The sequence below is a fragment of the Pseudodesulfovibrio thermohalotolerans genome, from assembly GCF_021353295.2.
Taxonomy (GTDB): domain Bacteria; phylum Desulfobacterota; class Desulfovibrionia; order Desulfovibrionales; family Desulfovibrionaceae; genus Pseudodesulfovibrio; species Pseudodesulfovibrio thermohalotolerans.
The window spans coordinates 3,029,301-3,041,182 of record NZ_CP120635.1 but is presented as its reverse complement, the minus strand read 5'-3'; the positions used below and the strand labels follow the sequence as shown (position 1 = coordinate 3,041,182).

The 11,882-nt window shown below is 63.9% G+C and carries 9 protein-coding genes; 8 read left to right on the top strand and 1 reads right to left on the bottom strand.

Annotation, left to right across the window (positions count from 1 at the left end):
- Window positions 1-29: 29 nt before the first annotated feature.
- A complete protein-coding gene (locus tag LF599_RS14210) occupies window positions 30-1,439 on the bottom strand; it encodes a sigma-54-dependent transcriptional regulator (protein WP_279521232.1) in 1,410 nt (469 codons plus the stop codon).
- A 588-nt stretch (window positions 1,440-2,027) separates the two neighbouring features.
- Here LF599_RS14210 and LF599_RS14205 point away from each other — a divergent pair.
- Genes LF599_RS14205 through LF599_RS14170 form a run of 8 tightly spaced genes read left to right on the top strand, consistent with a single transcriptional unit; the run spans window position 2,028 to window position 11,828 of the window.
- Window positions 2,028-2,297, top strand: a complete 270-nt coding sequence (locus LF599_RS14205; protein ID WP_269943513.1) for a transposase — start codon at window positions 2,028-2,030, stop codon at window positions 2,295-2,297.
- Between the two features lie 25 nt (window positions 2,298-2,322).
- Window positions 2,323-4,368 carry a CoB--CoM heterodisulfide reductase iron-sulfur subunit A family protein gene (locus tag LF599_RS14200; RefSeq protein WP_279521231.1) on the top strand — a complete coding sequence of 682 codons (2,046 nt, stop codon included), beginning with the start codon at window positions 2,323-2,325 and terminating at the stop codon, window positions 4,366-4,368.
- Window positions 4,358-4,783: a hydrogenase iron-sulfur subunit gene (locus tag LF599_RS14195; RefSeq protein ID WP_269943514.1), complete on the top strand. Its 426-nt coding sequence runs from the start codon at window positions 4,358-4,360 to the stop codon at window positions 4,781-4,783. Before LF599_RS14200 ends, LF599_RS14195 begins: the two co-directional genes overlap by 11 nt.
- Before the next feature lie 18 nt (window positions 4,784-4,801).
- Window positions 4,802-5,932, top strand: a complete 1,131-nt coding sequence (locus LF599_RS14190; RefSeq protein ID WP_279521230.1) for a Coenzyme F420 hydrogenase/dehydrogenase, beta subunit C-terminal domain — start codon at window positions 4,802-4,804, stop codon at window positions 5,930-5,932.
- A 16-nt stretch (window positions 5,933-5,948) separates the two neighbouring features.
- A complete protein-coding gene (locus LF599_RS14185) occupies window positions 5,949-9,380 on the top strand; it encodes a 4Fe-4S binding protein (protein ID WP_279521229.1) in 3,432 nt (1,143 codons plus the stop codon).
- 31 nt (window positions 9,381-9,411) lie between these two features.
- On the top strand, window positions 9,412-9,981 hold the full coding sequence (locus LF599_RS14180; protein ID WP_279521228.1) for a 4Fe-4S dicluster domain-containing protein: 570 nt from the start codon (window positions 9,412-9,414) through the stop codon (window positions 9,979-9,981).
- Complete coding sequence (locus LF599_RS14175; protein ID WP_279521227.1) at window positions 9,978-10,898, top strand: CoB--CoM heterodisulfide reductase iron-sulfur subunit B family protein; 921 nt, start codon at window positions 9,978-9,980, stop codon at window positions 10,896-10,898. Before LF599_RS14180 ends, LF599_RS14175 begins: the two co-directional genes overlap by 4 nt.
- Window positions 10,899-10,922: 24 nt before the next feature.
- Window positions 10,923-11,828: a universal stress protein gene (locus LF599_RS14170; RefSeq protein ID WP_269943520.1), complete on the top strand. Its 906-nt coding sequence runs from the start codon at window positions 10,923-10,925 to the stop codon at window positions 11,826-11,828.
- Window positions 11,829-11,882 lie beyond the last annotated feature (54 nt).

The window sequence follows — 11,882 nt, the reverse complement described above, 5'->3', positions numbered from 1 at the left end:
GCGTCGGGAGTTCGGCTCCGTCGCGCCGCCTACTTGCGTGGAACGCCGTATAGCTTGAGCAGGGCGTATAGCCGCGCCCGCGACAGGCCGGAGATGTCGCAGGAAGCGGGGATGTCGCCGCCCGTAATCTCCATGAGGTTCTTGAGATACCGCTCCTCGCTCTGGGCGATCTGCTGGTCCCGATAGGTGCGCAGGTCCGGGAAGGTTTCCGGCGGGGCTATCTCGTGATGGTGGGTCGGTTTCGTGTCCGGCGCGGCGGGCTCCATGGCGCGCCGGGCGATGCGGGCGCGGATGGCCTTGGGCAGGTGGCGCGGGAAAAGCACCGCGTCGTTGCCCGCCCTGGACAACGCCTGTTCCAGGGTGTGGATCAGCTCCCGGACGTTTCCCGGCCAGTCGTAGTGCATGAGTTCGTCCAGAAAGTCCGGCGAGAACCCCTTGGTGGACATATTGAGCTTTTCACAGTGACGCTGGATGAACTTGCAGGTCATCTCGTTTATGTCTTCGGCTATGTCCCGGAGCGCGGGAAGCCGGATGTGCATACCGCGCAGCCGGAAATAGAGATCGCGCCGGAACTCCTCGTTCTCGACCATGCGCTCCAGGTCCCTGTTGGTCGCCGCCACCAGCCTGAAGTCGCTGGTGATCTCCCTTGTCCCGCCCACGAGCCGGAAACTGCGTCCTTCGAGCACCCGGAGGAAGACCTTTTGGAGGGACATGGGCAACTCGCCCACCTCGTCCAGGAACAGGGTCCCCTGGTCAGCCTGTTTGATTAACCCAACCGTGGGGGCGTCCGCGCTGGTGAAGGCTCCCCGTTCATGCCCGAAGAGCAGGCTTTCGGCCAGGTTCTCGGGCATGGCGGCGCAGTCGACGACCACGAACGGCTTGTTCTGTCTAGTCGAATTCTTGTGGATGGACCGGGCGAAAAGTTCCTTGCCCGTGCCTGTTTCGCCGATGAGCAGGACGTTTATGTCACTGGTGGCGGCCTGGGCCACCGAGTCGAGACAGGAGAGCATGGCCCGGCTGTTGCCGATGATCCCCTGACGTCTGAGGGACACCGGGCAGAAGCCGGAGTGGACCTTCGTGTGGTAGGTTATGACCCGTTCCAGAAGGACCAGAAGGCGTTGCAGGTTCAGGGGCTTGGTGATGTAGTTCCAGGCTCCGCTCTGGATGGCGCGTTCGGCGATATCCGGGTCCCGCCTGTGGGTGACGATGATGGTTTCGGGAAAGGAAGGCACCTCCCTGATGAGAGCTAGGTGATTCACGGCGTCGCCTTCGGGCAGATCATCCCCGAGCAGGACCGCCTTGAACGTGCCCGTGTGCAGTATGCCCAGGGCCTTGGACAGCGAATCACAGGAGTCCGACGGAAAGCCGTGCTCCAAGAGCGATTCGGCCAGCTTTTCGGCAAAGGCCGCATCGCCGTCTACGATGAGAATGTCTGTCATGGGGTGCCTCTCCCCTTACAGTATGAATATATTCTCACGCGTAGCATTTTTTCCTGTCTATGGGCAATGTCTTTTGTCGACCGGGATTCCTGAAAAAAATAAATCCATTTCATCCCGCCCCGCTCGGTTGTCTTGCCGGGCGAGATTGTTTCGGGGCGAAAAACCCCTGGAGACCAGGAGAGTGTTTCATGCCGCAACAAGGCTGAAACTCCCGATGAAATAAGTTCTCAACTCTCTTCGAAGGGGTGTTCCGTCTTGTCCGGCAAGAACCGTCTTGCGCGGCAAGACGAAAAATGCCCGAATTTTACAGTATTTATGCTGTCTCTGTGGACATGTCTCCACATTATCATCCTCATATTCCTCTCTATGTTTGAAACGGCATGTATTTTGACTTGGAGAGAAAGTGAGTTGCCTGCGTATGTTTGGAGTCCATGTTGATTTTCACTGATTTCGTCTTCTGATTCAGGTGGTTGGCCAAGATTATGTTGGCCGGGCGACAGTCGGGCGGGAGAGTTCGTGAGTCACCAGCTCTCCCGGAGGAGGCGGCACTATTGGCGAGACCGGGAAGATCGGCAGGAGGGTCTGCGGATGAGGCGAAAGTGGGATGCGAAGACCAAGGCCAGGATCGTGCTGGCGGGGTTGATGGGCGAATGCGTCAACGACCTCTGCAGGGCTCATGACCTGCGCCCGGGCCAATACTACAAGTGGCGGGGGCATTTTCTGGAGAACAGCTACCGGGTGTTCGAAAAGCCGCCCATGGCGCCGAACGACATGGAGCTGGCGGCCGAGAACGAGGAACTCAAGAAGTTGGTGGGCGAGTTGACGTTGGAATTGACCAGCGGAAAGCCCGCGCGTTGATCACGGTTTTCACGGAGGATGGGACATGTCCAGAAAGATCGGTGTCTATGTCTGTCACTGCGGGTCCAATATCGCGGGCAAGGTCGATTGCCGGGAGGTGGCCGAGTTTGCGGGCGGCCTCAAGGATGTGGCCGTGGCCCGGGATTATCAGTTCATGTGTTCGGACCCGGGGCAGGAGATGATTATCAGGGACATCCGGGAGTACGGCCTCGACCGGGTCGTGGTCGCTTCCTGTTCGCCCAGGCTGCACGAGAAGACTTTCCAGCAGGCGTGCGCCAGGGCCGGGCTCAATCCGTACCTCATGCAGCACTGCTGCATCCGCGAACATTGCTCCTGGACCACGGCGGACCCGGTGGAGGCCACGGTCAAGGCGCGGCATATCGTCGAGGCGGCGGTGGAGCGGGTGGCCGACCACCAGAAGCTCTATTCCCGCGAGGTGGCGGTCCTGCCCGACGTCATGGTGGTGGGCGCGGGCATCGCGGGCATCCAGGCCGCCCTGGATATCGCCAAGTCCGGCCACAAGGTTCATCTGGTGGAGAAGAGCCCGTCCATCGGCGGGCACATGGCCCAGTTCGACAAGACGTTCCCCACCCTGGACTGCGCGGCCTGTATCTCCACGCCCAAAATGGTGGCCGTGAGCCAGGAGCCGAACATCAACCTGATGACCTGGTCCGAGGTGGAGGAAGTCACCGGGTTCGTGGGCAACTACACGGTCACGGTCATGCATAAGCCGCGCTATGTCCATGAGGACGTCTGTACCGGCTGCGGCGCGTGCCTGGAGAAGTGCCCGACCAAGGCTATCAGCGAATTCAACGAGGGGCTGGGTGTCCGCAAGGCCATCTACCGCAATTCCCCGCAGGCCGTGCCCAACACCCCGGTCATCGACGGGACGGTGTGCAAGAAGATCACCAAGGACAAGTGCGGCGTCTGCCAGAAGATATGCCCTACCGGGGCCATCGATTACGACATGAAGGAGACCCGCGAAGTCTTCCACGTCGGCTCCATCGTCCTGGCCACCGGCTATGACGCCATGGACCCGACCCCGCTCAGGGAATACGGGTTCGGCAAGTACGACGAGGTCTACACCGCCCTTCAGTTCGAGCGGCTGAACAACGCGGTCGGTCCCACCGAAGGACGCATCGTCATGAAGAACGGCGAGAAGCCGGAAAGCGTGGCCATCATCCATTGCGTAGGCAGCCGCGACAGGAACTACCACGAATACTGCTCGCGGACCTGCTGCATGTACGCGCTCAAGTACGACCACCTCATCAAGGACAAGGTCGGCCACGACACCAAGGTCTACAATTTCTACATCGACATGCGCTGTTTCGGTAAGGGGTACGAGGAATTCTACCGCCGGGTCCAGGAAGAGGGCGTGACCTTCATCCGGGGCAGGCCCGCCGAGATAGTGGAGGAGGACGGCAAGCTCGTGGTGGTGGGCGAGGACACCCTGCTCGGGGTGAACGTGCGCCTGCCCGTGGACATGGTCATCCTGTGCACGGCCATGGAGCCGAGGCCGGACGCCGTCGAGGTGGCGCGCGTCTTCGGCATCGCCCAGGGCCAGGACGGCTTCTTCCTCGAAGAGCACCCCAAGCTCGGGCCGGTCTCCACTGCCACGGACGGCGTCTTCCTCGCCGGGACCTGCCAGGGACCCAAGGACATTCCGGACGCGGTTTCTCACGCCTCGGGCGGAGCGGCCCAGGCTTTGGCCCTGGCGGCCAAGGGCACGGTCTCCATTTCTCCGACCACGTCCTGGATCAATCCGGACGTTTGCGTGGGCTGTCGGGTCTGCGTGGGGCTGTGCGCCTACTCGGCCATCGAGTTCGACGAGCGCCGCAACGTGGCCGTCATCAACGAGGCCATGTGCAAGGGGTGCGGCTCGTGCGCCGGATACTGCCCGAGCGGAGCGGCCCAGATCAAGCACTTCAACGAGACACAGATATTCAACGAAATCGACGGGCTGCTAGGGATGGTCCCCGGCTGGCTGCCGCCCGAGGCGGGCGGGGCACAGCCGGTGGAGATTCCAGTGGAGCGGGCGGCCCGGCCCGAGGAGGCACGTCATGAGTCATGAGTTCGAACCGACCATTCTGGCCTTTGTCTGCAACTGGTGCACCTTCACGGCCGCCGATCTGGCCGGGACTTCGCGGATGATCCAGCAGCCCAACCTGCGCATGGTGCGCATGATGTGCACCGGCATGGTGGACCCCAAGTACATCGTCAAATCCCTGCTTTCCGGGGCGGACGGCGTGCTCGTCTCGGGCTGCCACCCCGGCGACTGCCACTACATCAACGGCAACTACAAGGCCCGGCGGCGGGTCAAGCTGCTCAACGAAATCCTGCCCCAGTTCGGCATTGAGAAGGAACGGGTCAAGCTGACCTGGGTGGGAGCGAGCGAGGGCAACGAATTCGCCGCGACGGTCAACAACTTCATTAACGAAATCAGAGAGCTCGGTCCCATGGAAGCGCGTTCCATGGCCGTGATCTAGGGGACGGGGAGGTGCGATATGGCGACCACGGCTAAGATTATGATCGACGGGGGCAACCCGATCGCCGCAGTGCAGGACTTCCTGCGCGGGCTGATGGAAAACGAGAGTATCGGCGGGGTGCTGGTGCCCATGCATCTGTTCGGCAAGGGTATCCCCATGCCGACGCTGGTTACGGACCCCAAGCAGCTTTCCGGGGCCGATCCGCTGGCTCCGGCTTTTCCCATGAACAGCGCGAAGCTGTTGGCCCGGCTCACCAGGGGGCAGTCGGGCGAGCGTATCGCGGCGGTCATGCGGCCCTGCGAGATTCGGGCCTTCGTTGAGCTGGTCAAGCTCAACCAGGGCAGCCTGGACGACGTCATTCTGGTCGGCCTGGACTGTATGGGGGCTTTCGACAACACCGGCTACAAGGCGTTCAGAGAGGACCGCGACCCGTTCGAGACCACCCAGGACTTTCTTGGCCGGATCGGCAACGGCGGGGCGGACATCGCCCAAGCCTGCAAGGCGTGCGAATATCCGGCGCCGGAGAATGCGGACCTGGTGCTGGGGCTGGCCGGGGCGGACCTGGCCGGGCACATCCCGGTCATGGCCTCCAGCCCGCGCGGCGAGTCCCTGCTCAACGGCCTGGGGCTGCCCGAGGCGGAATCGGCCAACGGCCGCGACAAGGCGCTCGCGGCCATGATCGAGACGCGCACGGCCAACCGGGACGAGATGTTCGAGCGGACCCGCGCCGTCACCGGCACGTTGACCGACCTGTCCGAGTACCTGGCTTCCTGCGTCAATTGCTACAATTGCCGTGTGGCCTGTCCCGTCTGCTACTGCAAGGAGTGCGTCTTCAACACCGACGTGTTCGAGCACAAGCCGTGGCAGTACATGGGCTGGGCCAAGCGCAAGGGCTCGCTCAAGATGCCCACGGACACGGTCTTCTACCATCTGACGCGCATGGCGCACATGTCCATGGCCTGCGTCGGCTGCGGCCAGTGCTCCAACGCCTGCCCCAACGACATTCCGGTCATGGAGCTGTTCCGCACCGTGGCCGCGCGCACCCAGGAGAGCTTCGACTACGTGCCGGGACGCAGCCTGGACGAGCCGCCGCCGCTGTCGGTGTTCAAGGAAGACGAGTTCCAGGACGCGGTTTCCCACATGGCCTGATCGCAGGGAGGAAGACATGAGAAAGCAATACGGCGCATTGGTGGTCGGAGCCGGGATCGGCGGAATCCGCGCGGCCCTGGACCTGGCCGTCACCGGGCATAAAGTGGCCCTCATAGACCGAAGACCGAGTCACGGCGGGATTCTCAGCCAACTGGACCATCAGTTTCCGACGGATCACTGCGGCATGTGCCGCATGTTGCCGCTGATGGCGCGGGATTCCTCCAGCCAGTACTGTCTGCGCAAGGGGCTCTTTCACGACAATATCGACATCATGCTCTCCACCGAGGTGGAGGATCTGGAAGGCGAGCCGGGCAAGTTCCTGATCTCCCTTCGGCGCAAGTCCACGCTCATCGATCCGACCAAGTGCATCAGTTGCGGCAAGTGCTCCGAGGTTTGCCCCGTGCGCGTGCCCAGCGAGTTCAACGCCGGGCTGACCGAGCGCACGGCGGTCTATCTGCCCGTGCCGCACGCCATCCCCAACCACTATGTCCTCGACCTGGACAACTGCATCCGCTGTTGGAAGTGTCATGAGGCCTGTCCCACCGGCGCCATCGACTTCAAGTTCGAGGAGCGCAAGGACTTCCACATTCTGGTGGCCGACGCGGATTCCGGCCTTCGGGCCATGATGGAGGAGGAGCTCAAGGAGCAGAACTTCCCGCTGCATTTCGCCGGGACCGGCCGCGATGCCGTGGACCGGCTCGCCTCCGACGAGCCGGTGGGGCTGCTTCTGCTGGGCATGAACCTGGAAGACATGGACGCCGAGAGGGTGCTGACTCGGGCCAGGGAATTGCGGCCCGATCTGCCTGTGGTCGTTCTGGCCGAACCGGAAAACGTGGAGCAGGCCGCCGAACTGGTGGTGCAGGGCGCGCGCGAGCATCTGGTCAAGCCGCTCGCGGGCAAGACGTTCGTGCCGTGGCTGGACAAGCTCTACGTGCGCATTCTGTCCGACAACGTGGAGAAGCTGGAGGTCGGGGCCGTGGTCCTGGCCGGGGGCTTCGACTGCTACAACCCGACCATGGACCCCGAGGGCGGAGAGGACATCTGGGCCTATAACCATCCGGGCGTGCTGACTGCCGTGGAATTCGAGCGGCTGCTTTCCGGCACCGGACCGACCGGCGGCAAGCTGCTCCGGCCCGGGGACGGAAAGCCGGTGGAGCGTATCGCCTGGCTGCAATGCGTGGGCTCGCGCGACGTGCACAAGAACGCGGATTTCTGTTCCGGCGTGTGCTGCATGTTTTCCATCAAGGAGGCCCTGCTGGCCAAGAAGGCCACGGGCGGCGAGGTGGAGACCTCCATCTTCTATATGGATATGCGTACCTCGGGCAAGGAGTACCAGCGGTACAGGATCGGGGCGGAAAAGGAATACGGCGTGCGCTTTGTGCGCAGCCGCCCGCACACTGTCCTGCCCGCCGACGAGGGCGGGGGCCTCAGGCTCGAATACCTGACGGATTCCGGAAAGCTGGTCTCCGAGGACTTCGACATGGTCGTCCTGGCCGTGGGGGCGCGGCCGCCGAACGGGACCGACAAGTTCGCCCTGACCATGGACGTGGACCTGAACGAGTGGGGTTTCGTGGACACCCAACCCTACCGGCCCGAGCGGACCAGCCGGGTGGGGGTGTTCGCGGCCGGAGCCTGCGGCGAACCGCGGGACATCTCCGAGTCGGTCATTCAGGCCGGGGCCGCGGCCCAGGCCGCATCGAGAATCATCAAGGCGTATGACGTCCTGGCCGGGATCGAGGTCGAGCACGAGCCGGAATATCCCGACGTGTCCAGGGACCCGGCGCGGACCCTGGTGACCATCTGCACCTCCTGTCCGACCCTGGAGCAGGCCGTGGACCTTGACGGGCTCGCCGAGCGTATGCAGCGGGTCCACTCGGTCTGCAAGGTCATGCGGGTGGGCAGCGCCTGCACTCCGCAGGGATGGAAGGACATCGAGGACGCGGCCATGGAGTTCAAGCCCAACCGCATCCTGATCGGGGCGTGTATGCCGTACGCATACATTCCCAGGCTCAAGGAGCTGGGGCGGACCATCGGCCTCAACCCCGCGCTCATGGACGTGGTGGACATCTACACGCCCACGGTGGGCGAAGCGAGCGAGGGCGGAACCGAGCGCAAGATATACGCCTCTCTGTCCACGGCCGTTGCCCGGTTGCAGGGCGCTGACCCGTCCGGTCCGGCCGTGACCGTGGACGTGATCCGCTCGGCCCTGGTGGTCGGCGGCGGCCTGGCGGGCATGACCGCGGCCATGGCCATCGCGGACCAGGGCTACGGGGTCTGTCTGGTGGAGAGCGAGGAGGAGCTGGGCGGCACGGCCATGCGGCTGCACACCCAGTTGGACGGCTCCGACCCGCGCGCCTACATGGAAGAGCTTATCGCCCAGGTGGAGAAGCATCCGAACATCAAGGTGTTCAAGGACTCCCGGGTGGTCCTGTCGCGCGGCAACGCGGGGCACTTCCGGTCGGCCATTGCCAGCCCCCGGGGCGTCTTTCCCCTGGAGCACGGCGTGACCATCCTGGCCACCGGCGGGCACGAGGCCAAGGTCTACGAGTCCGGGCTGTGCGTGCACAAGTCGGTCATGACCCATCTGACTTTGGAAGAGCAGCTCGCCACCGGCCAGCTCGACGCCAAGGCCCTTTCCTCCGTGGTCATGATCCAGTGCTGGCGCAACGGCGGCGAGGACCGGACCTATTGCAGCAAGGTCTGCTGCCCCGAGATGCTCAAGAACGTGCTCGCCCTCAAGGAACGCAACCCGGACCTGCCCATCTATGTCTTCTACCGGGACATCATGGCCCAGGGGTTCCTGGAGACCTACTACACCAAGGCGCGCCAGGCCGGGGTCATCTTCATCCGCTACGACGACCTGACCTCGCCCCAGGTGACCTTCGAGGACGGCCGGCCCGTGGTCCGGGGATTCGATCCCGTTCTGCGCGGCCAGGTCGAGCTGCGGCCGGACATCCTGTCCCTGGCCAGCGGCGTCGAGCCCAACGACGTGGAGGATTTGCTGGAAGTCTTCGAAGTGGAGATCGACGAGGACGGCTTCTACCGCGAGGCGGACTTCAAGTGGCGGCCCATGGATTTCCTCAAGCAGGGCATCTACATGTGCGGCATCGCCCATTCGCCCCGACGTATGCCGGAGACCGTCGCCTCGGCCAAGGCCGCGGCCCAGCGGTCCCTGCGCATCCTCAATGCCGAAAAGATTCCGCGCGAGACCGTGGTGGCCTCGGTGCGTCACTCCCTGTGCTCCCTGTGCCAGGCCTGCGTGAGCGCCTGTCCTTACGGGGCCAGGAGCCTGGACATCACCGAAGAGAAGATCATCGTGGACGAGATCCTCTGCCAGGGGTGCGGCGCGTGCGCCGCGGTCTGCCCCAACAGCGCCACCGTGCTCAAGGGGTTCCACGACGGACCCATGCTGTCCGTCATCGACGCGGCCCTGGAGGAACCGGCCTAGGCCGGGCAACACATTGCCAAGGAGATATCGCATGAACGGAGCAGTCAGGGAGACGTGGAGCCCGGCGTCGGAGGCCGATCAGATGGTGCTCAAGGAGCTCAGGGAAACCGTGGGTGCGTGTATGCAGTGCGGCACCTGCACGGCCTCCTGCCCCAATTGGCACGCCATGGACATCACCCCCCGGGCCATGTGGCGGATGATTCAGTTCGGAATGCTCGACCGGATACTCGAAAGCAAGACCTTCTGGATGTGCTCGGCCTGCTACATGTGCACGCTGCGCTGTCCGCGCGGCCTCAAGCTGACCTCGGCCATGGCCGGTCTGAAGCGGCTGGCCGGAGTCGAGGGAAGCCGGTCCGCCCGGCGGAACCAGGCCTTCTACGCGGCCTTCATGGACGACGTGGAGGCCCACGGCCGGGTGCAGGAGACGAGCATGATGCAGCGGTACTTCATCAAGAGCCGCGATCCCATGCTGCCGCTCTCCTTCCTTCCCTTGGGCGTGCGCATGATCGGCAAGGGCAAGGTGCACCTGCCCGGCAAGGGGCGGGGGGACGTGCTCAGGCCCATGTTCGCAAAGGCCCGTGAAATGGAGGGGCTGTCATGAAGTACGCATATTATCCCGGATGCTCGCTGACGGAGAGCGCCTGCGAGTTCGACGTTTCCACTCGTCTGGTCATGGAGCGGCTCGGCTGCGAGCTTATCGAGATTCCGGATTGGACCTGCTGCGGGGCGAGCGCGGCCGAGCCTGTCAGCAGGCTCATGAACTACGCCCTGCCCGCCCGCAACCTGGCCATCGTGGAGCAGGAGATGGACGGGCTGGACGTGCTCGCACCGTGCTCGGCCTGTTACCTCAACCTGTTGAAGGTCAACCGCGAGGTGGTCGGCGACCGCCGTCTGCATGGCCGGGTCAACGAGGTCCTGGCCGCCTCGGGCCTGCACTACCGGGGCGAGGTCCTGGTGCGCCATCTCCTCGATGTGCTCAAGAATGACGTGGGGGCCAAGATCGTGGAGCAGAAGATCACCGACGGGCTTCAGGGCATGAAGGTCGCGCCCTATTACGGGTGCCAGATACTGCGGCCCTATCCGGTTTTCGACGATCCGGGCAGGCCGGTTTCCATGGAGCCGTTCATCGAGGCCATGGGCGGCGAGGTCTACCGTTTCGACATGTCCAACAGGTGTTGCGGGGCCTCGCTGATGATGGGCCATCCCGAGGTGGCCATCCGGTCCGTGGCCGAGATTTTGAACGACGCGGCCGGAGCGGACGCCATCGTCACGGTGTGTCCCCTGTGCCAGATGAACCTGGAGGCCTATCAGGCCAAGGCGCGCAAGGCGGGCGGGCAGTCCGTGCCGGTGCTCTACCTGACCCAGCTTCTGGGGCTGGCCATGGGGCTGGACGAAAAGGACGTGCAACTGGCCGCCAATCTGACCATGACCCCGGCGGTCAGGCGGGGGATTGCAGACAGGGCGTGGGCCGTGCCCGCGCCCGGAGACGAGGACGAAACAGCGGGTTTGAACGGATAAACCAGTAAGGAAAGGGGGCTAGTCATGTTCAAGGACATTATCGTGGGCGTCACGCCCACCGGCATTGATGCCTGTGCGGTCAAGGCGGCGGTCGAATTTGCCGTCAAGTTCGAGTCCAAGCTCTATCTGGCCCATGTGGCCGGGATGGCGCAGGGCTGGGGCTCTATCGAGCACCTCGCGCCTTCGGGCGAAACCGATCAGCTCAGCGGCAAGATTCGTGAAATGTACGAGGAACACCTGGGAACCATCCCGAGTGCGCAGATCGTGGTCGTGCCGGGCATCCCGCACAACGAGCTGCTGCGTCTGGCGCGGCAGAAGAATACGGACCTCATCGTCATGGGGCCGCATACCAAGGAATACGAGGAGCGCCGTTCAAAGATGTGGGGCATGGCGGGCAGCACTCTTGAGCGCGTCAGCCAGCGCGCCCGGTGCCCGGTCATGATCGTGCACGAGGATGTGGAGTGCAAGGAGCCGCTGTTCGAGAACATCGTGGTCGCCACGGATTTCTCGGATCAGGCCGAATGCGCCGTGTCCTACGGCGGTCAGATGGCCCGTCAGTACAAGGCCAATCTGGTGGTCATGCACGTCAGCGAGCCCGGCGGGCCGGGCCAGGGCGAATGCGTGAACCGTCTGGAGACCGAGTACGGCAAGCGGCTGGACGGCATCCCCAACTGTTCCTTCAAGGCGGACATGGGCGAGCCTGCCATGGAGATTCTGCGCACGGCCCGGCAGGGCGGCGCGGACTTGCTCATCATGGCTCACCATTCCAAGGAGCGCGACCCCGAGAAGGCGTTCCTGGGCTCCACCGTGACCCAGGTGGCCCTTAACGCGCCGTGTCCGACCATGAGCGTCAACCGGCACTTCGACCTGCGCTGCGGTCTCATGTACGACCAGGCCGGCGCGGTGGTCGAGGCCGAGGCCATGGTCTGATCCGGCCACGGACAAAACCTGTTCCGGGGACGGCCTTCCGTCCCCGGAACGTCA

Bases quoted from the DNA above. Each gene is read 5' to 3' on its own strand.
- LF599_RS14185 (WP_279521229.1), top strand. From the start codon at position 5,949: ATGAGAAAGCAATACGGCGCATTGGTGGTCGGAGCCGGGATCGGCGGA.
- LF599_RS14205 (WP_269943513.1), top strand. From the start codon at position 2,028: ATGAGGCGAAAGTGGGATGCGAAGACCAAGGCCAGGATCGTGCTGGCG.
- LF599_RS14170 (WP_269943520.1), top strand. From the start codon at position 10,923: ATGTTCAAGGACATTATCGTGGGCGTCACGCCCACCGGCATTGATGCC.
- LF599_RS14190 (WP_279521230.1), top strand. From the start codon at position 4,802: ATGGCGACCACGGCTAAGATTATGATCGACGGGGGCAACCCGATCGCC.
- LF599_RS14210 (WP_279521232.1), bottom strand. From the start codon at position 1,439: ATGACAGACATTCTCATCGTAGACGGCGATGCGGCCTTTGCCGAAAAG.
- LF599_RS14175 (WP_279521227.1), top strand. From the start codon at position 9,978: ATGAAGTACGCATATTATCCCGGATGCTCGCTGACGGAGAGCGCCTGC.
- LF599_RS14195 (WP_269943514.1), top strand. From the start codon at position 4,358: ATGAGTCATGAGTTCGAACCGACCATTCTGGCCTTTGTCTGCAACTGG.
- LF599_RS14200 (WP_279521231.1), top strand. From the start codon at position 2,323: ATGTCCAGAAAGATCGGTGTCTATGTCTGTCACTGCGGGTCCAATATC.
- LF599_RS14180 (WP_279521228.1), top strand. From the start codon at position 9,412: ATGAACGGAGCAGTCAGGGAGACGTGGAGCCCGGCGTCGGAGGCCGAT.